General features: G+C 41.1%; 21 protein-coding genes and 1 pseudogene. 19 read left to right on the top strand and 3 right to left on the bottom strand.

What is annotated here, in order from left to right:
• Positions 1-37: 37 nt before the first annotated feature.
• Entirely contained in the window at positions 38-1,387 is a 1,350-nt protein-coding gene (locus F7734_RS04405; RefSeq protein ID WP_155743556.1) for a hypothetical protein, read from the bottom strand.
• A 60-nt stretch (positions 1,388-1,447) separates the two neighbouring features.
• On the opposite strand from F7734_RS04405, the gene F7734_RS04400 reads away from it, so the two are divergent.
• From F7734_RS04400 to F7734_RS04335, 15 genes and pseudogenes are all read left to right on the top strand, one after another.
• Positions 1,448-1,633 (top strand): hypothetical protein, encoded by a 186-nt coding sequence (locus F7734_RS04400; protein ID WP_155743555.1) that lies wholly within the window; start codon positions 1,448-1,450, stop codon positions 1,631-1,633.
• A 35-nt stretch (positions 1,634-1,668) separates the two neighbouring features.
• A pseudogene (locus F7734_RS60540) lies at positions 1,669-1,827 on the top strand (hypothetical protein); the annotation flags it as partial.
• A 9-nt stretch (positions 1,828-1,836) separates the two neighbouring features.
• On the top strand, positions 1,837-2,676 hold the full coding sequence (locus tag F7734_RS04395) for a phage terminase large subunit family protein (RefSeq protein WP_155743554.1): 840 nt from the start codon (positions 1,837-1,839) through the stop codon (positions 2,674-2,676).
• A 4-nt stretch (positions 2,677-2,680) separates the two neighbouring features.
• The gene (locus F7734_RS04390; RefSeq protein ID WP_155743553.1) at positions 2,681-3,205 is read left to right on the top strand and encodes a hypothetical protein; all 525 of its coding nucleotides are present in this window, start codon (positions 2,681-2,683) and stop codon (positions 3,203-3,205) included.
• Between the two features lie 14 nt (positions 3,206-3,219).
• Positions 3,220-3,717 carry a hypothetical protein gene (locus F7734_RS04385; RefSeq protein ID WP_155743552.1) on the top strand — a complete coding sequence of 166 codons (498 nt, stop codon included), beginning with the start codon at positions 3,220-3,222 and terminating at the stop codon, positions 3,715-3,717.
• A gap of 1 nt (position 3,718) precedes the next feature.
• On the top strand, positions 3,719-4,030 hold the full coding sequence (locus F7734_RS04380) for a hypothetical protein (RefSeq protein ID WP_155743551.1): 312 nt from the start codon (positions 3,719-3,721) through the stop codon (positions 4,028-4,030).
• Positions 4,031-4,873 carry a hypothetical protein gene (locus tag F7734_RS04375; RefSeq protein WP_155743550.1) on the top strand — a complete coding sequence of 281 codons (843 nt, stop codon included), beginning with the start codon at positions 4,031-4,033 and terminating at the stop codon, positions 4,871-4,873.
• Positions 4,873-5,538 (top strand): M23 family metallopeptidase, encoded by a 666-nt coding sequence (locus F7734_RS04370; protein ID WP_155743549.1) that lies wholly within the window; start codon positions 4,873-4,875, stop codon positions 5,536-5,538. The genes F7734_RS04375 and F7734_RS04370 overlap by 1 nt, the downstream gene beginning before the upstream one ends.
• 91 nt (positions 5,539-5,629) lie before the next feature.
• Positions 5,630-6,430 carry a glycoside hydrolase family protein gene (locus F7734_RS04365; RefSeq protein WP_155743548.1) on the top strand — a complete coding sequence of 267 codons (801 nt, stop codon included), beginning with the start codon at positions 5,630-5,632 and terminating at the stop codon, positions 6,428-6,430.
• A 226-nt stretch (positions 6,431-6,656) separates the two neighbouring features.
• Positions 6,657-8,012, top strand: a complete 1,356-nt coding sequence (locus F7734_RS04360; protein WP_243146677.1) for an FtsK/SpoIIIE domain-containing protein — start codon at positions 6,657-6,659, stop codon at positions 8,010-8,012.
• Positions 8,002-8,457 (top strand): hypothetical protein, encoded by a 456-nt coding sequence (locus tag F7734_RS04355; protein WP_347566126.1) that lies wholly within the window; start codon positions 8,002-8,004, stop codon positions 8,455-8,457. Before F7734_RS04360 ends, F7734_RS04355 begins: the two co-directional genes overlap by 11 nt.
• 283 nt (positions 8,458-8,740) lie before the next feature.
• Complete coding sequence (locus tag F7734_RS04350; RefSeq protein ID WP_155743547.1) at positions 8,741-10,018, top strand: hypothetical protein; 1,278 nt, start codon at positions 8,741-8,743, stop codon at positions 10,016-10,018.
• Positions 10,019-10,312: 294 nt separating this feature from the next.
• Positions 10,313-10,825, top strand: coding sequence for a hypothetical protein (locus tag F7734_RS04345; protein ID WP_155743546.1), 513 nt, complete (start codon positions 10,313-10,315; stop codon positions 10,823-10,825).
• Positions 10,826-10,881: 56 nt separating this feature from the next.
• Positions 10,882-11,358, top strand: a complete 477-nt coding sequence (locus F7734_RS04340; RefSeq protein WP_155743545.1) for an ATP-binding protein — start codon at positions 10,882-10,884, stop codon at positions 11,356-11,358.
• On the top strand, positions 11,333-11,503 hold the full coding sequence (locus tag F7734_RS04335; RefSeq protein ID WP_155743544.1) for a hypothetical protein: 171 nt from the start codon (positions 11,333-11,335) through the stop codon (positions 11,501-11,503). The genes F7734_RS04340 and F7734_RS04335 overlap by 26 nt, the downstream gene beginning before the upstream one ends.
• 149 nt (positions 11,504-11,652) lie before the next feature.
• Here the strand turns inward: F7734_RS04335 and F7734_RS04330 are convergent, their stop codons facing one another.
• Positions 11,653-11,817 (bottom strand): hypothetical protein, encoded by a 165-nt coding sequence (locus F7734_RS04330; RefSeq protein WP_155743543.1) that lies wholly within the window; start codon positions 11,815-11,817, stop codon positions 11,653-11,655.
• A gap of 538 nt (positions 11,818-12,355) precedes the next feature.
• Here F7734_RS04330 and F7734_RS04325 point away from each other — a divergent pair.
• From F7734_RS04325 to F7734_RS04315, 3 genes are all read left to right on the top strand, one after another.
• The gene (locus tag F7734_RS04325) at positions 12,356-15,001 is read left to right on the top strand and encodes an NACHT domain-containing protein (RefSeq protein ID WP_155743542.1); all 2,646 of its coding nucleotides are present in this window, start codon (positions 12,356-12,358) and stop codon (positions 14,999-15,001) included.
• A gap of 643 nt (positions 15,002-15,644) precedes the next feature.
• On the top strand, positions 15,645-16,442 hold the full coding sequence (locus F7734_RS04320) for a hypothetical protein (protein WP_155743541.1): 798 nt from the start codon (positions 15,645-15,647) through the stop codon (positions 16,440-16,442).
• Positions 16,443-18,021: 1,579 nt separating this feature from the next.
• Complete coding sequence (locus tag F7734_RS04315) at positions 18,022-18,381, top strand: hypothetical protein (protein WP_155743540.1); 360 nt, start codon at positions 18,022-18,024, stop codon at positions 18,379-18,381.
• Between the two features lie 27 nt (positions 18,382-18,408).
• Here the strand turns inward: F7734_RS04315 and F7734_RS04310 are convergent, their stop codons facing one another.
• Positions 18,409-18,864 carry a helix-turn-helix domain-containing protein gene (locus F7734_RS04310; RefSeq protein WP_155743539.1) on the bottom strand — a complete coding sequence of 152 codons (456 nt, stop codon included), beginning with the start codon at positions 18,862-18,864 and terminating at the stop codon, positions 18,409-18,411.
• Between the two features lie 520 nt (positions 18,865-19,384).
• Here F7734_RS04310 and F7734_RS63065 point away from each other — a divergent pair.
• Positions 19,385-20,740 carry a hypothetical protein gene (locus tag F7734_RS63065; RefSeq protein WP_243146676.1) on the top strand — a complete coding sequence of 452 codons (1,356 nt, stop codon included), beginning with the start codon at positions 19,385-19,387 and terminating at the stop codon, positions 20,738-20,740.
• Positions 20,741-21,117: the final 377 nt, after the last annotated feature.

The following is a 21,117-nucleotide window of genomic DNA, read 5'->3' as shown; positions in this document are numbered from 1 at the left end:
GGAGTACGGTTAGCCGCCGACCTTGCTTGCAATCTTATTACACCCCACCCTTAAGAGTTTGGCTTTTCCGACGGGTGCCAGCCTTCTCTACTGCGAGTGCTGGCTGTACAAATCTACGGGATAAAAATCTCAGCCCAATATTTCTGGCGGCGTTCAAAGCTGAACTTCCTCTGCGTCCTAGTATGGTAGCAAAGCACTTTCCACCACATTGGTAGGGCTGGCAGAATTCTAGGAGGCTGGGCTGGTAGTGATTGCCTCTCCATACTTCCACTCCATCGACAGCACAATGCCTACTTGTGTTTTTGGGGTTGACTCTCGCGGTCAAGATTGCATAGCGCTGATATGCAATACGACGCACATTATCAACTATCTTGCCCTTGAGCCAATAGGCACGTTTTTGATTGGAACGCTTTGAATACTTGCCGCGCTTAGGTCGGAGATTGCCAAGATGCTCAAACACGATGACTTTACAGCCATGACGATGTGCGAACTCGATTATCTCCGACGCTATCCTAAAGCCCTCGTTGCGTTCTCGACGAGATATTTTGGCAAATCTGGTACTAGCAAAGCCTTTTTCAACTCTGCCTGTTTGGTTCATCCTACGTGCAATCCTTCCCAAATCTCGCTTCCTACGACTGACATGGCTTACGTGACCTTTTACGGTCATACGGCTAACTTCGTGTACAACCCCGTTATCGTCGGACTCAAGAATGCTGCAAGTAGCGATGTGACCGTCTAAATCCAAATCAACAGAACAGATACGCAAATCTGACTGTTGAATGACGTTTTTCAGCCCTCCTGTTGCTGGTACGTACTTTTCTACAGTGAAGTCTAGATATGCCTTGCCATCCTTTAAAGTGACAGTTGGCGATGCCTTCTCCCATCCCGCTCCAAAGTCGTAGCCAAGATATTGGAACTTAATCCAAATCCAGGCATTATCTCTACGAACTTTAAGCATAATGCTATCGCCCGTATCTTCTTTCCACATACCAGCATAAAATACTGGGTTGAAGTTAAAAGAGCGCGGTTGTACAGGAGGACGATGGAAGAAGTGCCGTGGTGGTCTTGCTTTCCACTTATCATAATTGGTTTTCCACGACTTGTATGCACCGATTGCCTTCTTAATAGCAGCACGGCGAAAGTCGCATGGAGCATCAAAAGGTAGAGGATATTTAGCTTTTTCGCCTAATGTAAATCCTTCATACACTTTGTAATACTCGTTTACCATTACTGTACCTTCTGGATGGGTGGCGACAACAGCGAAGTAGAAGGAGACTAATTCGTTGAAAGCTACTTTTGTTTCATCCAAGTCAATGCCATCTCTGAGCAAGGTAAACCTAGCTGTTTTGGATTCAATTGAATAACCCTTCTTCCGTTTTAGCGCCATACTTTACTCTGCTGTTTCGACCTGCTAGCATAGTCTTAGTATACGATGGTATTCTATATTATGTCAACAAGTAAAGGCAAAAAAAGAACAAGAAATATACCAGTACTACATGAACAAGTAAAAGAGCAGCACTCTATAATGGTTACACCAGCAACTTGGAAAAAACTCCAAGCTTTAGCAATTGATGCTGACAAGAGTGTGAGTGAATACTTGGAAACCTTGATTAGAACAATTGACGGTGATTGACTCCGTTGTACTCCAAGATTTAGTTATCTGGTGTTATGTCGGGGATGGTAGGACAGTTAATGGGAGTGGGAGCGAGTCTTGCCTTACACCCAGTGCTGTTACTAACCGGGATAGTTGTGGGTGGTGCGGGAATTGCAATGGCACGACAAATTAACAAACGGCCTTGCTTATACGTAATTGTAGATAATACATAGGGGTGGGTTATGTTTACTCCTACTCCCGTGGGTCATAGAAAGCCGAGTCGAAAGAAAAAGTTAAATGCCACTTTGTGGACGGTTTGTTCGACTGTTGGAGCGCTCTCTGTCATTGCTTCAGTTGCTCTGATGGTAGGGTGGAGGCAGCAAATTCCCGGTAATTCTGTATCCGAGGTACAACAGGCAAAGGCGCAAGTGAGCCAAATACGCTTCTCGAATTTGGAAAAGCTGTCTCGGACTGACTACAACATGGACTATCTTTCAAGTTATACCTCAGTGGAGGGTATGCCCACACTCACGGGATGGCGACAGCTGGCGGCGGCGTTGTGGGGACAGCAGCTGCGAAGTGAGGTCTCCAAGATGCAGGCAGATGAGCGTTCGGGATTTTACCGCTTGCACTATATGCCAGCGCTGGAGATAGTGAAGTTTAATTCGCTAGATGTTTTACTAGAAGCAGCTTCTGGGAATAATACTTTCACTTTTGGTTACCGCAGAACTGACGGGACAAAAATTGAGGAAAAGATACCTTCTGGTGCGGCGGCTGTGTTGATTTTGGGCAAGCTTGAAGCCATTGATTATGCCCAGAACTTAGAATCTCAGCCCTCGGTGGATTTGAATCAAATGCTCGTTCAGATTAGAAATGCTCAAGAGCCTTATTCTTTAGCACAGGCGCAGTTATTGCGGGCGCGGGGATATCTAGATCCAGTCGAGCAGATGGCGCAAGTCGCAGAAATCCGAGAAAGGATAAAGCAACGGGAGGAGGAAAGGCGGATATACCTCCAGCAAATGAAGAAAAACCAAAGTAAACCAGTTCTCAATAAACAATCTGCCGACAAATCAAGGGGGTGATGTTATGTACGTTAAATTTGCTGCTGCAATAGTTTGTATAGCCTTGTGTTCGCTCAATGTTGTAGCGGCAGTCAAACGTACCCCCATTCGTACTACCCTTGAGGGTTCATCTCGCACCACTGTTGAGATGATGGCATCCCCCAATTCAGGCGTGCATTGGTCAAGTGCGGTTGTTTTTTTGGTCGGTTTTGCTTGTTTTTTAAGTTGGGGTATTAATGAGTACAACCAGCTCCTTGATGAGGAGAGTTTACCTGTCAATCCCTCTGTTGCACCGACTACTGATAGTGTTCGCCGATCGCCAACAGATGATGTCCTTGTCCCTCCAAGGGTTCCCTCATCTGCGAACAATCCTTCTAATGTTGTACAATTCCGTTCTCCCTCTGGAGCGCCGCTTTCTATAAGTTCTGAGTCAATTCCAGTTTCTGACACTGCATCTTCTGAAAAACCAGAATTATCTCCGGAAGAATTCTATTCTTACCTTCAAGGAGAAGATGTGTGGTCGGATGATACCAACCAATCCATGAGTTAATTCAAATTAAAACTATGAGCAATAACAAGCGCAGAGATTTTCATGTGGATTCTTCGGAAGGTGGAGCAATTGTTCCTGTTAACCGCCTTCAATCCATGCTTCAGCAAGTTCAACAACAAGGAGGTGTCACTCCATCTCAGCCATATTCCCCCCCAATGACGGTTGATTACACCAATACTCAGCCTGTTGAAGTTAGATATGTGAATGCTCCTACAAGCTATAAACCAAGGATTCCTCAAATTGAGATTCCTTATATAGAGACTTGGAAGGCGCACCGCTTGCACCCACAAAACCCTTGGAGGTTTGTTTGGTATCCAGTTTATTTTTTATCTGATGTTATTAAATCTCCTGTTGGAGTGGGTGCTGTAGGATTGTGGTTATTTGTGATGCTCCTTAACTTCTTGCTCAACGGGAGTTACACGGGACCGGGGTATGCGTCGGGCAAAAAGATAGAGGTAGTGCCGAAGGAAGCCCCACAGTTTGCACTTCCGGTTGTCAAGCAACTGGAATAATATGTGGGTACGAGTTATCTTCTGGTCGGTTTTTTTAATATGGATTGCTGATATCTTGCAACCGGGATATTTGCAATTCTACGATTTGCGGACAGCAGTAGGCTTAGTTCAGAAAGTCAAATTACCAGTTCATCCTACTGCTTTACCTGCTGTGACTCCCAGCACCGTTCCTACTGCAACTCCAACGGCTTGTCCGGAAGCTGGTAATGATTTTGAGGCAGTTCTCAGTGCAAAGAATGTTGGTTGCTGGCAGGATAAACTTTTCAATCAAACTCAGACTTTTAGGACGAAAAAAACTCGTGAAGGTGGCTAAATGCGTTTTGTGATTGAGTTTGACTCACAAAAGGAGGATGATAATCAAACAGTAGAATTACCTGTTGAGGCTGAAAGCACATCAGTTGATAATAGATCGCTCGTTAGAAAATATGCCGTTGTCACGAGTTTGCTTGTTGTTTGTATCGTTGTACAGCCAATATCTGTATTGATTGAATCGCAATCTGTGGTGCAGTCTATCCAAACTTTGGTCAATCGACGTTCTAGCAGTGGTGATTTGGCATCGCGGGTGTACCAAGCAATGCAGCGTAAAGGCTACCAAGTATCCCAAAACCCGGAAGAAGTTAATATTATCTATATTCGCGGTGCTGACGAATCTGGCAAACCAAATGGGAATCGCATTAACTCTTGGAGCGATCGCCGTCTAGTATTGCAGTTCCGTAATGGAAATCCAGCGATTGTCGGCAATTGGGCGGCGACAGTGAAGCCAGGACTGCCAGCGATTAAGAATCCTTTGAGGAAAACAGGCGCGGCGTTTATAGAACCCGGTCAATATCGAGCTTGGCGGTTTGGTACCCACTACGGGATATTTGGGCGAGTTGAGGAGGGATTAGTTCAGGTTGCTCCGGTGAAGTTTCGCCGGGATACCAATCGAGATGGTGATGTGAGTGGCGAACCGATACAGTCTGGAAGCATTGGGCTGAACCAGCATTCGGGAAGCAATCAGCCCTGGGTTGATAAGGCTTCCTATGCCTGTCTTGCAGGACAGTCGGAAAACGGACATCTTCGCGAGTTTATGCCTCAGGTGAAGTCTGACCGTCGTTACCGTCAGAATCCCAATCATATCTTTACAACAACAATTCTGGATGTCAGTGACTTGTAATGCGGTTGGTTATTGATTTTCGCGGTGGAGGGAATCACGGTGGAAAGCGGGTAAAGCCTCCTATTAATCGGAATTGGGGTTATGCGATCGCAACTTCGGTCTTAGTTGCAGCTATGGTGATTCCCCAGGTTTCTCAATGGGTTGAATCGCAGCAGTTGGTTAAATCTCTCTTAGGTGCTTTGCACAAACCAACTCAAACAAATGGCGATAACAAGGCTGTTTCTACCGATAGGTTTGTTTTTCCAACCGTGGCTGGTAGTCCCGTTACCTCAGAGTTTGGTTGGCGAGAGCGAAGCGCTGCGGCGAAGCGCCGAACGCATCCAATCACGGGACGGCGTAGTTTTCATGAGGGTATCGATTTTGGTGCGCCAATGGGTACGCCCATTTATGCAGCAGATTCGGGTCGGGTGGTGAGGGTAGGTGACAGGGGAGAGGGTTATGGAAATGCGGTTGTTATCCAACATCAAGGAAATATTTCCACTCTCTACGCTCATGCCAGCAAATTGTACGTGGTTGAAGGGCAACAGGTTGTGCGGGGACAGGCGATCGCAGCAGTAGGCAGTACGGGTTTTTCAACAGGACCACACTTGCACTTTGAAGTTCGGGTTAATGGCGTAGAACGGAACCCCCGCCCCTATTTGCAGAAGTATCTAGCAAAGCGTTGAGGAGAATCCAGAATTCAGAATTCAAAATTTAGAGCTTCTGCAAACTGAATTCTGACTCCTGAATTCTGACTACTTTCTTGGTAATCTTTCTATGCTCGGACGCATTTTGATTTCAGGTTCAATTGGTGCTGTTGGGTGTGTAGTTGTTTCTTATGGAGTGGCGTCATTACCATGTGAGTTAGCCTTTAAAGGTAAGGTTTGCCAAGTAAGTCATGTTAACAAGGCGCTTGATAGCTGGAAATTTGGATTTGTTGTTGGTGGTTTAGTGGGTTTGATTTGGAATCCTCGCTATCAATTGATATCCGGTTTTCAGCCAGTTCATGTGTCAGTTGCTTCTTTGATGACGTTGAGTTTTTATTTTTCAATTTCTCAAGGGACTGGTGTTTCTTCAGTCTCGTCAAAAGTCAGAGTTAGTACAAGTTCTTATTCACCAAGGTTGAGTGCTTTTTTAGCAACTATTCGCTGGGCAGAAACAGGAACGAGCGAGCCTGAAAGTTATCGCAAATTAGTCTTTAATGGAACTTTTGATGATTTTTCCACACATCCGCAAAAGAAACAGTGCGCTCCTATTAATGGGAAACGGGTTTGTTCAACGGCAGCTGGTGCATATCAAATGTTAAATAGAAGTTGGCAAGACTTGGCACCAAAGTTAAACTTGAAAGATTTTAGTCCAGCTTCTCAGGACAAGATGGCAATTGAGTATATTCGTCGTAATAACGCCTTAAATGATGTCGAAGCAGGAAGGTTTGATAGTGCTGTTTATAAAGTCAGAAAAGTTTGGGCATCGCTACCTAATAATAATTACGGACAAAATCCAAAATCAATTGACCAGTTAAGAAGTTACTATCAGCAACAACTGCAAAAGTATGAAAATAAAAGGAGTGAAAGCTGAAAGCTTATTATAACAGTCCTGTTTGATAGATTAAACTTATGAACCGCAAAGACGCAAAGAGCACGAAGAGAAGAGAGAAGAGAGAATTTTACAAATAATTTAGGACTGCTATATGACCACCCACTTAATTGAATCGTGAAAATCTCCGCTCTCTCTTTCCTCTGCGTTCTCTGCGTCCTCTGCGGTTCAAAAAAATTCATTTTGCCAAATATACAGGATTACTCTCATGTTAGTGCCATATAATGGTAACGATAATATTGAATATCAAAAACAACAGGTTTTGACGGCAATTGTACAAGCCAAACAAGATGGTTTGAGCAATGAAGAATTGGGTTTGAAAGTTGCGCCCATGGTGAGTGTAGTCCCTGGAGGGGTGGTATTTGACATCCCCAGATTGGACAGACAGTTTGCTTATTTCCGCAATTACGTTAGGTTTGACGGCGAAGCTGACATTTATTCCGTATCCATTCCCGGTGGTGTTGATGTGGATGGTACTTATGTTGAAATTCCTTTGTATAGCGATAACGTCACCCATATTCTTGGGGGAGGGCGAACTCGGGGAGGGAAGTCTCAGTTTGAGAAAGCAGCCATTTTGTATTTGGTACGGCGCTATCCACCATCGGTCGTGCGGTTGGCGCTTTCGGATGTCAAGCGCGTGACCTTTGGTAAATTTGATGGACTACCTCATCTTATTGCTCCAGTTGCACGAGATGCTGAGGCTACTGCCAACTTACTCGATTACTTGGTTGAAGAGATGGAATTGCGCTACCAAGAGTTTGAGCGCCACAGCAGTATCGAAACCATCGCTCAGTATAACTTGCGGTTTGCACCTGATATTGTCATGCCGCGATTGGTTTGTCTGATTGACGAGTGTTTTGACTTGCTTTCAGATGACAACTACTGCTCGCGCATTGAGAACGCGCTGATGAAGTTGCTGGCAAAAGCTGGTGGTGCGGGGATTCATGTCCTGTTGTACACGCAGCGACCTGACAAGAACGTCATCGACCCTTTGATTCGTTCAAACTTCCCAACCAAAACGGCTTTTGTAACAACCCGACCTGAAGATAGCTGTATTATCCTTGGAGACGACAAAGACAAGCGTGCTGTTTACTTGCTCGGATACGGGGATTTCTTGTATAAGACGACTGAGGTAGTACGACTTCAAGCATTGTATGTTGCTGATGATGAAGACCCCGAATACTTTCAGGAGTTACTTTTGTCAGCGAAAAACCAGAACGATCCTTATACTGCATGGGAGTCTCGACTGGATTTTGATGAATTTGTCGCTAGTTTGTATGGCGAGGGCAGCAGCCATGATAACGACAAGTCTAAGCCAACTGCTAGTTCTAAAACCAAGCAATCTCAGACGGATTTTGAGGGAAGTTTTAGTTTTAAGGTACAACTTGATGAGTCAGCAAGAAATTCAATTGTGAATTTGCATCGCAAAGGTTATCAACTCGATGAAATTGTCAAAGCTGTCTTTAATTTATCACGCCATGATGGGCGATCGTATAAGAAATTGAGAAACATTGTTGAGGAGTTTTTGAATAGATTGAAAGGAGGTGACGATAGTGATATATGAACTCAGAATGCCTTTACCTGCTACCATGAATGAAATTATCAATCGAGCGCGTTCCGGGTGGCAGGCAAGCAATCAACTGAAGAAGTATTGGACAAATTTAATTGGAAAATTTGTTTTTGAATGTGGATTTTGTCTGGATAGTGCCGTGTGGATTGAGTTTCATTGGTATCTCAAGAATTTTGGGCGAGATAGCGATAATGTAGCAGCGGCTGCCAAATTCATTATGGATGGGTTGGTTGCAGGACGGGCAATTCGTAACGACAACCTGACAGTTATCCAATCTCCTGTCATCCATTACTATCATCGCAGCCGTAATGATAGCGTGCTCTTGAGACTTTCACAATCCCCTGATTTTTTATTAGATAATTTGATTTTATCTAATCAGTTTTCTCAAAAGAGTTTGGAAAATTGCTGTCAAACGATTACAAAATTATTATCAAGTTAACGGGAGATTTACCCTTGAATAAGGCCGTTACTAGCGATAAGATGGAATTGTGCGGTAAACATTGGATTTTCATAAAGCGATCGCCTGATTTATGTGCAAGTTCGACCCTTGCTACCGCTCTTGGAAACTGAACTGTTTCCGAACCCGAAAACTAGCTTGTACAAAACTTATCAATTTTGAAAAAAGCTAAAAGAGTAGGGCAGTAGGTCAATAGTTTAGCTTCCAAAAATCCCTAAGAAGCCGGGACAATGCGTCGTCAAAGTGCATTGTTTATGGAGGGGTTATGTTAAAGAAACTGGTACATTTTTTGAAGAAAACTAACTTATTTTTTGGATGCCTGTCCTTAGTTGTTGTAGCTGGTGGTAGTCTCGTCACTGTCACAGGTTTTGGAGTATCGCATTTAGCAAAGGCTGGTGTTCCTGCCGACCGAGAATTTTGGGAACGGGTAACACACGCTGGTGTTGGAAGTATTGTTCTGGGACTTGTTGGTACAGTTACAACAACTGCAGTTGGTGCTTCTTTGAACAGTTTTGATGGGGAGAACAAGGAGGAGAAAAATCAAGAGTCGAGTCAGGTGACAGTCAGTCAGCTTTTGTCAGAATCTTCTGAAGATAGCCAGTCGATAAGTGAGGATACATCGGATAGTCGTAGGATTTACAGCTATCACATCATGAAGATTAATGGTCATCCTAACTTTTTGGAGGATGGGTTGGTACTTTGCCGAGTTGAAGCTCAAGAGCAGCAACTGCTTTATAACTTTATATCGCCTAGCCAACTAGACCAGCTTGCCACTATTTACGGCGAAATTTATGATGTGATTTCCAGACTTGTCGGCAAATGTTTCTCATCGTATCAACCTTTTCCTAAAGAGGCGTTGGATGAATACTTACAAATTCACCATCGTTATATCGAGGCGGTAGAAAGCAGTCATATAGGAGCTGAGTATTTGCAATCTTGCAAGGGTTGCTCTTATTTGTTTGCTGAAAATCACGTTGTCTGTGCGCCACAGCCTCTCGGTTGGTATGGAGTTGATTGTCCGGATAAGCGTTGGGTATCGCAAAGGGCATTACGTCCTTATGAGGATGATGCTGTTGTTGCAAAACTTAATTCCCGATTGGAGTTGTGTAATGTGATCAAACGCGATTGCACGATTTTAGTTCGCGATGAGTATACGAGCCGATGCTTTTCTTTCAACTTTGATGGTGTTTTGTACCCATCATCTGACAAGCTTACAGAACTTGATGATATGGCAAGTCTTGCGACTTACGTTGACTATTTTCGCCATCGAAAAATTGTTGAGTGCGATTATTCAACTTCAGATTACATTGACTGCTGGCGCTACGAATTGGCAAATACTAACGTGACGATTGATGTCACGGACAATCGGATTATTGTTCGTGAGGGTAAGTCATTAGGTAGTAAATTCCACGAGTTTCGACTGAATGGACAGCCGTTTAATGCGTATTCTTATGCGTGTCCACGTGATTTGAGGAATAACTACAACCTCGTTTCTTTGGTTGATTATTTGAAGCGTCGTTCTCACAAAAAAGAGGTGTCGTAATGTTGCGTAAGCTGTAGGATTTTGAAACATCTAATTGTATGACTGATTTCGGCTCTGAATATTTTAGAAGTGCTTTTCGCATAACGGTGGCAACAACCTCGCCTTTGTAAACCAATTCAAAAATTACTGGTTTCAAACAATCTAGTTGATTTAATTCACTGGGGCAATCTCACCTCCATCTCCATTTTTACTGGGGTGACGTAGAAAATTCATTCAGCACGGGGGCAATGTGCCCCCACTACTGGGTGGATTCTCTACAAAAACCACCCAATAGTAATTATTGGAGTCACCACAATGTTAGTCACATCTGATTTGATTTCTACTATCAACGATTTACTCTTTCCTGTTTTGTTGTTTGTGCTGAGTTTTTGTACGTTCTGCTACTTTTACAGTCCTGAAAGTTTTGATAAACCCGTTCCATATCATGATGCGAACTGTGTTGATAACTCTCTTCAGGATTTGGCTCAATTAGCAGATTTAGAAAATTCTGTTGCTACTGAACCACCTACTTTTATTTCTGATTCAATTGAGATGAGTACCTCAGAGTTGGAAACTAAAAATATCTGGGAAGAATCAACAGTACCTACAGTAAAATCGGAACAAACCAAAACAGTAGTCTTAGTCGATGTTGGCAGAGAAAAACAGTTGCTAACTGAATTAGGCACTCGCAAGCTGCGCTCTTTCTGTAAAGAGCGAAAGTTAAAGGGTTACTCTGTTGTTTACAACAAACACAGCCTGGATGGTTTGGTTGATTTTTTACTAGCCCGTGGGTTTACCTATTCACAAATTGTGGTTGATGTTGCATAGGGCTTAACCGATCCTTGTCCCGGCTCAATAAGGGATTTTCCATTGGAGGAAAGATAATGATATTGAGATACCAATACTATCGTGAGTTAATTGATAAATTGACTGACAGCAAGAATATTAACTTATATGGAAAAGAAGGAATTGGAAAGACTTACACTGTTAAGGAATGCCTGCTAAAAGATATTAAGTTACAAGCCGTGTATCTAAGTTTGGAGTATCCCTTTTATTTGGATAATCTTTTTGAAGCGATCGCCATGAGTTTTGGATTCTACTACTCTTTACAATGGAGTCAAGTGGTGAATTGTTTATCGCAAGGAACAAGCAGGCTTTTGGTACTGGATAATTTTGACAGATTGCACGAGACAAGTGAAAATTTTGCAGAGGACTTATCCAGGCTGAGGATGCTTGCTGAGCTTGAGAACTTCAGCTTACTAACGATTTCTCGCTTGCCTTTAAAATATTTTCACTTTGCCAGCTTTACTAACTGCTTTGAGGATTTTATAATGGATGGCTCAAACTGTTGGGTATTCTGATTGGTTGCGACTGGCACAGTTGCAAGTCAAGTTCTGCAATCTTTTTGTTATTCTCGACTATGGATTTTGTCAAATGAATAGTGGTGGGTTTTGTAGTACGGTATGGGCGATCGCAATCCGTTGCGTAGTCAAGTCTCCCCTCTGAAAATAAACCGTTTCGGTCGGGCAGAAATTTTAACTCCCGACCAAATTAATCTCTTATTTACAGAGGGCTTTGTCAAGCGACGCAATCGCGCATTATTTGGAATGTGCCTTTACACCGGTTGTCGCATTAACGGAGCTTGCACCTTGCACCTACATGATGTGTTTGGGGCAAGAGGCGTAAGGAAAGTGATAGTGTTCCAAGCGCCTAAGTAATGCGGATAATTGCTCTGCAATGACTTCGTCTTCTACCATCGGTCTATGAGTTTTTTTAGCATGGTCTCGATTTGTCTTTCGGTTACCTCCTAAGATGCACATTTTATAACCTTTATATAACAAGGATTTCAGTCAGTGAAGAAAAATGTGCATCTTTCATTTGTTGCTAGTGGCGATCGCCGCTAGTCGGAGGCTCAGATCTTGCACCTCTCCGTAGAAGCCTAGATTTAGTCAAAAGCAGCGCAATAAAGTTACATCACTTTTTTTGGCTTTTATCGGTAAAACAAGGGCTTTAGGCTTAGTACTGAGTATATAAATAATTTCAATTTTTCTTGGTGCAAGATATCAGTTACCGCTCATCGTAAATCACCCACAATCCCTTAATTACCCATCTTTCCTGAGTTTCACATGATTTCTCCTCAAGGCAAATATTACTTGAAAAGTTCTAAATAATTCTTTCTACATTTAGAGGTATTGACAAAATTGCCTTGCTTTTAATTTGTCACCAATAGCCACTAACTCTCGCGAACCACTTTGACTTTTCCCCATCCCATGAAAAGTCAGAATCTTTGTAACGAGTTACACTTGTAAGAGACAGTCAATTCAGAATTAGTAGTTATTCACAATATTTCTAAGAAATATGCCTAAACTTTTCAAAGATTATCTACTACCTCTGCTATTAGTATTTAGCAATGGTCTTTTAGCTTGGTTGATAAATCAATTACCTAGCAAACAAGATTTAAAAATTGAAAACCCCGTAATTCTTTTGCTGACAGGTACGTGTATAGTTGCCTGTTTCATACTGACTTTATTATCGGCTCAACCGCAAAATAACGCTTCGCAAACAAATTATAATTGGGTTGAAAGTCTTTTACCATTATTAGGAGGCTTTATCTTATACGGACTACTTAAAAATAAATTATTGTCCCAAGAACTTAGTACTATTGTTTCCTATATTGCCCTGTTTTTGGTCATTTTAGGAACTGTTATACCACCTATTATAGTATTACCAAAAAAATATAAAAAAAAATTAATATGGGTTCCTGCTTGCCTAAGTTTATTAATAACAGTTATTTTTTTAATTAGGCGCGAATTGCTAGCTTCAGTATTATGGTTATTTTTGACATTAACATTAACAATTTTTGCTTTTTTTGGTTCATTTGTTTATAATATAACTCATAAAGTTTTCCAAAAGTTATATAAAGAAATGAAAGCTAGTGAACAGTCATTGGCTAACTATATTTCCAGAAAAATGTTGATTAATACTTCTACATTTAAGCAAGAATACTATCAAAATTTAATTTATATCTGTCGTGATTTTCAAACACAAGGGTTAGATAAAGATCGTATTTTAAAATTGCATAAAGTCTTTGTGCCACTCAAGATAGCGGCTAAAGAAACTGCTAATATACGTAGTGCAATAATTTTAGAAGAGCAGATAAAAACCAGTAACTCTAGTCACAAGGAAATATGGAATTTTTTAGCGGCGAAAGGTAAGGATAACAAGCTAGTGTATCCTCGTATGGCAGTGCTAGGAGTACCAGGTTCAGGGAAAACTACACTTTTACGGCATTTAACTCTTTGTTTGGCAACAAACGAACAGCGAAAATTAGATCCTAAGATACCAAAACTAATTCCTGTGTTGTTGTATTTGAGAGATGTACGTCAGGAAATTGTAAAAAACCAACCACCTCTGGCAGATTTAATTACCCAACAAGTAAAGCAACAACGAAAAATTCAACCTCTTAATCCACCAGATAACTGGTTTAGCGAAAAATTAGGTGAAAATAAATGTTTGGTAATGCTGGATGGGTTGGATGAAGTGGCAGATGAAACCGAGCGCAGACTTGTTAGCACTTGGGTAGATGAACAAATGCGAGCATACCCTGATACGCCTTTTATACTAACTTCTCGACCATTTGGCTATAAAACTGCCCAGCTACAACAAGAGGTAATAGTCTTAGAGGTGCAGCCTTTCAGCCTCAAGCAAATGGAAGACTTTATTCATAACTGGTATTGTGAAACAGAAATTATGGCTCGTGCAGGAGAAAAAGACTTAGGAGTGCGGGAAGAAGCGAAAAAAAATGCTGATGATTTAATTAAGCGGATTAAGGATAGTAATTCCTTAGTATCGATGGCGCTAAATCCTTTGTTATTAACTATGATTGCCACTGTTCACCGTCGCGGTAGCGCTCTCCCAGGAAAAAGAGTTGAGCTTTACAAAGAAATTTGCCAGGTTTTACTAGAAAGGCGACAGAGATCTAAGAATATGCCTGATACACTCACAGCTTCTCAGAAGCAAGCTGTATTACAAGTACTGGCTTTGGGGTTAATGCAACAAAAAACCCGTGAGTTTAAGCTATCTGAGGGAATTGAACGTATAAAACACAAGTTGGCAGAAGTAGCAGGTCGTGGAGTAAATCCAGAAGATTTTATCAAAAAAATTTGCGATTTTAGTGCTTTATTAGTAGAAAAAGAGCTAAATATTTATGAATTTGCTCATTTAAGTTTTCAAGAATATCTAGCAGCATCTCAGATTAAAGAATTGAATATAGAACCTTTATTAATTAGAAATATTAATAATTCTTGGTGGTCTGAAACCATCCGTCTATATTCTGCTCAAACTAATGCTAGTAATTTGATTAGCCAAATTCTAGAAATGCCGGATTCATCAGTTGAAGCTATAGCACTTGCTTATGATTGCGTGAAAGAAGGATTAAGCGTAGATCCAGATGTTCGGCGAAAACTAGAAGATAAAATTGAAGCAGGTTTGGTATCTGATATTTCGGAAATTTTTAACTTAGCAGCTAGAGTTAAACTCTCATTGCGATTAAAGAAACTGCTACGTATTAATGATGGTGTGGAAATTGATAGCAGCTTGATAACTTGTGCAGAATATCAAATTCCTATTGCTGAGAGATGGGTAAAAATCATCGACTACGGTGAAAATGAGGGTATTTTAGAATGTCAAGTTTTACCTCCCAGTGATTGGTTAAGATTAGGTTTACCACAAAGAGATGTACGAAAAAAGATTATCATAACGCAAGCAAATAATGCACAAGCATTTTGTGAATGGTTAAATGATAAATATTCTTTATCAGGATTTAAATATAGATTACCAACCCAATCTGAAATACAGAATTACCCTACTAAAGAACCACTTGACAATTACTGGTACCAAGACTCAGCTCACAACCGTATTGTGAGCTTAATAGAAACAGAAGTTTTGGCAGGGATTAGGATTGTTAGAGAAAATTTGAAAGACAAAAATAATATAGAAGAATAGTACCAATTTGGCATCACACCTAATGCCCCAGGCACTCATCTATCTCACGGCTCAGAGGAGCGATCACCTCCCTCACTACCTCTGCCTCTGTCCTGCCAACTGGGCGATGCTTTTGATTTTCTCTGCCCACTCAATGGGGTATCCAAAAACGCAGTGCGATCTCTAAATTAAGCTTTTAAGGGCGAGCGCACCTATCTGTAAACAAATATTAAACACTGTGTAAATGTAATCTTATACTACATTTACAATGCTTATTTTTTCGTTGGACTTGTAGCACGAAAACACCCTGCTAGCGTATTTAACAATGTGCCAGTTGAAAGTGTGGGTTTATTTGCTTATATGTACTTGAAAACATATAAATCACCAAAAAGCTTATAGACTGTACGTTCGCTCATTTTGAAAGGAAGAGAGGAATTATAAAGTGCGACCACTTGGCATTTTTGCGATTTTTAGGAAATTCGTTGAAGTCCAGGATGAGAAAATTGTTGAGAAACTGAACAGCTGAGCGCAAACCAACATAAGCCCAAGTTAAGCGTTTCTGCTGTCCTAGTTGCGAAGCCTGACGAATCGCATTGATGACACTGAAAAAAAAGTATAAAATAAAATCGTAATTTATGAGTTTTTACTAGAGGGAAATATACTTATGGTTACAAACGCCTACAATGTGACAGGTAGTTTTGGTGAATTTACAACAGCGATTCAGAGCAGGTGGAATGAAGGATACGATCTAGTTGATGTTGAATACGGCGATGGTACTTGGTTTGGCGTTTTTCAAAACAAACCAGGTGGTAACGGTTATGACATCTCAGGTAGTCTTGGTGAATTTACAACAGCGATTCAGAACAGGTGGAGTCAAGGATATCACTTGGTTGATGTTGAATATGGCAATGGTACCTGGTTTGGCGTTTTTCAACAAGATTCTGGTGCTAATGCTTTTAACCCTGCAAGTAGTCTTAACGAACTTACAACAGCGATTCAGAGCAGGTGGAATGAAGGATACGATTTAGTTGATGTTGAATACGGCGATGGTACTTGGTTTGGCGTTTTTCAAAACAAACCAGGTGGTAACGGTTATGACATCTCAGGTAGTCTTGGTGAATTTACAACAGATATTAAGACTATGTGGGATCGAGGATCTGACTTAGTTGGTGTTGAATACGGTAATGGTAACTGGTTTGGGGTTTTTCAGGACACACCAAGTACTAATGCTTATTCCTCTGCACGTAACATTAATGACTTTACAACTGCTATTAAAAACCGTTGGGATGAAGGATATGAGTTAGTTGATGTCGGATATGGCGATGGTCTTTGGTTTGGGGTTTTTCTAGGAAGTACATCTTCTAATCTCCAATCTTCAGCAGTCAACTTGGTTACGACTCAACTTGAATTAGAAAGTTTAAAAAGTATAGTTTTAGCTTCACAGGATGTTTTAAAGGTGTGAAATTAATTCCCACTTTTTCCAAGTTAAATTGAATCTGGAACACTTAAGTCAATTGAAATTTGCAACACAGACCTGCAAAACAATTCAGAAACACAATTCTTCAACGTTAAAACTTAGACATCCCCAATCCCCAACCCTATACCTCTAAATCAGCCCCCATGCTTACCCACTGTACGTTCGCTCCCGAGCTCAGGGTGAGAGGAATTAATGCCTGACAGGGTAAGGTTTCAATACGATTGTGGATTTGCTAAAACCCAACCCGTGTATTACAGGGAAAAAGCTGAGTCAGCCTAACCGTGTACTACATGGGAGAAGGGAAATTAAGAGTTTCCATGTAATACACGGGCGGGATTGGTCGTAAACATCCCCTGAGTGTAATCCGCAAGTTACATTCTCTCCGTATTACACCGGAGATTCAATTTGAAATAGTGCTGTCGTACCCTGTATTACACAAAATTCCCTGTCTTGTGTATTGAGACAATAAAGTCTTACACTGGCGTAGCCCCCAAGCCTTAATCTTACGTTAGCCAAAAAAATGTACAAAGAAAATGATTAGCTGAACTGGAGAATAATTAGTTGAACTAGAGAATAATTAGCTGAACGAGAGCAGAGGTACGCGCTCGCGCTACAATATGACGGTTGTGTTTGCTACAGCCACAATCCACAAAGTTTTGCTGTAACACCAGTTCAAGTTTTTATTCTCCTAGCTCAAACTTATGTATGTAGAATAAAACTGCCGAGTCTAGGTAATTATTTTTGAGTGTGTCCTGAACTAGGGACGTAAAATTCGCGCTTTGGGAGCATCTTAAGTTCAGCTAACTATTCTCGTTGTACAAAAAACTGGATTGACAATAAAGTTTTACCAAGGGACGCTTGCCCATTCCTTTTTTGAGGAGCGAGCGTGACAATAAAGTTTTACACCAAGTTTTTGAAAATACTTTAATTGAAGGCCCATCATACAAAATCCAGTTGCAAACGTACCAAAGTATGGATGGTTTCAGTGTAGGACTTTATTGTCTTGTGTACGACTTTATTGTCTTGTGTAGAACTTTTTTGTTCTCATACATCTTGGTGTAACACCCGCACTGTAGAATTCCTTTTCCATGTATTACACGGAACACTTCATTTCCCTTTTTCCATGTATTACACCGTCACTCCCCTTCCCCCTTTCCCCACGTATTACACGGGTGGGGTTTTAGCCGATCCATAATTCCTTTGAAACCTTACCCAGTCAGACGTTAATTCTTCTCTCCCTGAGCTCGGGAGCGAACGTACAGTAAAGACGCCTTCGTTACCAAAGACCGATCGCACGCCCATCGGTCTCTACCCACAACTGGCATACGCCTTCGTCAAAGTCTTTTGTAGTACTAGTTCGTGTTGAGTCCAAACAACACAACCTATAAATAAATTCAATGCTCAACCATGTATTACACCGAAGAACTCGACGGCGCAAGTCCATGTAATACACCGTTAATCTCTGACCTCTTTTCGTGCGTATTACATGGTGTCACTACCATCAGATCCAGAATTAAGTTTTTGCCTTACCCAGTCAGGCTTTAATTCCTCTCACCCTTTAAAAATGAGCGAACGTACAGACATTAACCTGATGTTCTGCCGATTCATTCTCCACTTTGCACCCCCCCCCACTTCAGCAACAAAGTGTTCAAATTTGAATTATTTGTTAGATGACACTAATTCTCATAACTCTAGGAAATTGTCAGTCCTTAAAGAGTTTGCCAAGAAGGTAAAGCTGAGTGTTGGTAGCTACCACAAAGGGGAAAAAGCACATGAGGTAATTTCTCAATTAAAAGATGAAAGCAAACTACGATCGCTTACAGCATTACAACAAAAACTTAACCCCAGTATCGACACAGCTTACAAGTTTACGCGTTCTGGAGCGTCGGGAAAAGTATTAGATGCGATTCGCGCTTGTAGGTGACAACTCTCTCGATTAATCTTGTTTTATCTATTGGGGTTGCGCTTCCAAAATGCGTCCTATGCTTCTGGGTGACAGCACTGGTAACCCTCTTTTAGTAGCTTCCTCAGCTATTTGCATGTGGTAATGGTGCTTGGAACGGCTGAGTTTTCGGTTCTTGCTCCATTCACTGATTTCGACTATTTTGCTTACCTCTGTACTTTTGCACTTCTTTGGTCTGCCACTGTTTACCCCTAAAATCTCATTCGCTTTTGCGATCGCTGAATCCCAGTTTTCTGCCGTAATGGTACTGGATGTCCACTTTTTCTTCCAATTTGTTACTGTTTGCTGCGCTGTACCAAGTTTTTTTACTATATTTCTTTGATTTTCGCCATTATTAAGCTCTAGCAAGATTTTTGCTCTCTTGCTAATTTCATCGCTCCTACTGGCTGCTATATGCTCTAATGCCTGTTTTTCAATAGAATTTAATATTTGAAGGTGAGGCATTTCACTATTGACCCTTCTTTGCTCTATAATTTTGCCAAATAGAAAAAAGCATGATATGCTTTTTTCTAGTGTAATATGTTTCGGAAAATTACTCAAAGCCCTATTGTGAGTAGGACTTTGAGGGAAAAACAAGTCCACCCGTTACTTGAACGGGGCGGAGTCTTGTTTTGTCCATTCAATCAACTCAATACATCATACCATGACTACACCCAATTTCACACATCTTTCCACAGGTAGATGCTTTTTTTCTAGATACCAATATCTTATCTACCTCTTCAGTAGCATTAGCTTTCGATGCGTTAGTAATAATACTTTTCGTCGCCGGAAAATTCCGTCAATTGTTTTTCTGTCGTAGATAATTCTTCATCATCACAAAACTCAATTATTCTTTCGTGCTTTGATTTTTACTCATAGCTAAGAGCACTGTAAGTCTTATTGCCTAAGCATTCCTGTTTCTTAAGATGGATTTTCAAGACCTAAATTCATCTTTTTCAAATGATTGATACCCCGGCGTGTAAATATGTCTGAAACACCTAATCCGGAAACTATATATATCTCTCCCTCAGAATTGGTTGTTCATCCAAAGCTAATAGAAATATATGGTGAAAATGAAAATCGCCCTGCTTTAGAAAAAAGTATTTCTGAAAAAGGAATTCTTGAATCTTTAAAGGTTTCTGCACGTACTGGTGTAAATATTGTCTTGGCGGGTAAGTGTCGGTTGCAAATAGCTCGCCAGCTAGGATTTCCCGTTGTGAAGGTGGAATTTGTCAAGTCTAGTTCGCCTGAAGAAGATTTGAAGCTAGTACTTGATTTTAATCTTCACCGGGAAGGCGGGAAGACTCACTTCCAGAAATTTCATGAAGGACAGTACTGGGAGAACGTACTTCGTCCCCAGGCTAAAGAAAGACAACGGGAGAGAGGTCGTTGTTTGAATCAGTCAAAGTATTCAAATTTGAATACTTTGATAGATGCCAATAAATCTCAATTAAAAAAGGGTAAATCTGTGATTCAAGAGGTTTCGGAAAATCTAAATATAAGTGTTGGCAGTTATCATAAGGGGAAGAAAGTTTTTGATTTTATTTCTCAATTACGAAAACAGGAAAAATTTAAAGCGGCTGTTGCACTGGAGGGGGAGTTAAACCGGAGTATTGATGCTGCGTATAAGTTTGTTTGCGATGAAGACACCTGTAACCAAGTCATAAATCTGATTGAGGCGGATAGTTGTTGTAGTGTTGCAGACGGTATTGCTTGGGTACTCTGTGGGGAACGCAATTCCTTTAGAGGTTTTGATGTTGGACAGGTGGTGTTGCTCGCTACACCACCTGTCTCATTGAAGGCAAGCGTTATTTGCTACCTTGAAGCTGCCGTTCCCTTTTCATACTGTTCCAGCAAGCGCCCTATGCTTCTTGGCGATATACCTGAAACGATTCCTTTACGTACTGCTTCGGAAGCAATGAGCTCGTTTTTGGCATGTCGCGAGCGACAACTTCTCTCGTTCCACTTACTAATTTCGATAATTTTAGCAACTTCAGCCTCTTTGCACTTTCTGGGTCTCCCCGTACCCGTCCCCAGAATTTTTTCAACTTTGTCAAGTGCCTCTTCCCAAGTTTCTGCTTTTATGGTGCTTGAACTCCACTTCTTTTTCCATCCTACTATTGAGCCAAGACTGACTTCTAATTCCTTGCTTATTGCTGTAGTCGTTTCTCCAGCTTCCACTTTTAACAAGACTTTGGCTTTAGTGCTAATATGTCCGTTTCCTGTGGCTGCTATGTGTATAAGCGCCTCTCTCTCTATATCTGTTATTACTAGTGCTACTTTGGGAAGAGGCATTATCTTACCTACTCCATTTTTTTTCAAATTTTTGCCAAAAAATTAGAATCATGATATACTTTTTGAAAATGTTTACCACTTTGTATACTCAAGAGCTTGCACTAGCAAGCCCTCGAGCTACTAAACCACCCAACCTGTTCCAAGCAGGCTGGACAATTTTTTGGCATATAAAACAAACTGCTCCAATAATATCATGAATTTACCTACTTGTGTACGCTCTCTCTTTAATAGCTGCTTTCTACCCCCCTGTTGGTACTTAGCAAATCGTCCAAGTATACTCAGCCAGTTCGGAATCGATCTACATACATCTTTACAAAAGTTTGTTGATTTTTACGGTATTTGCGTAACAAGCAGATTATTTTTTGAACAAACTTAATACTTTCTTACGATTCTTAAGCTTTTCGTTTGACTTCAATTATCAAA

Source organism: Scytonema sp. UIC 10036 (assembly GCF_009725235.1).
Note: the sequence above shows the minus strand (reverse complement) of the source record. Positions and strands in the feature narration are given on the sequence as shown.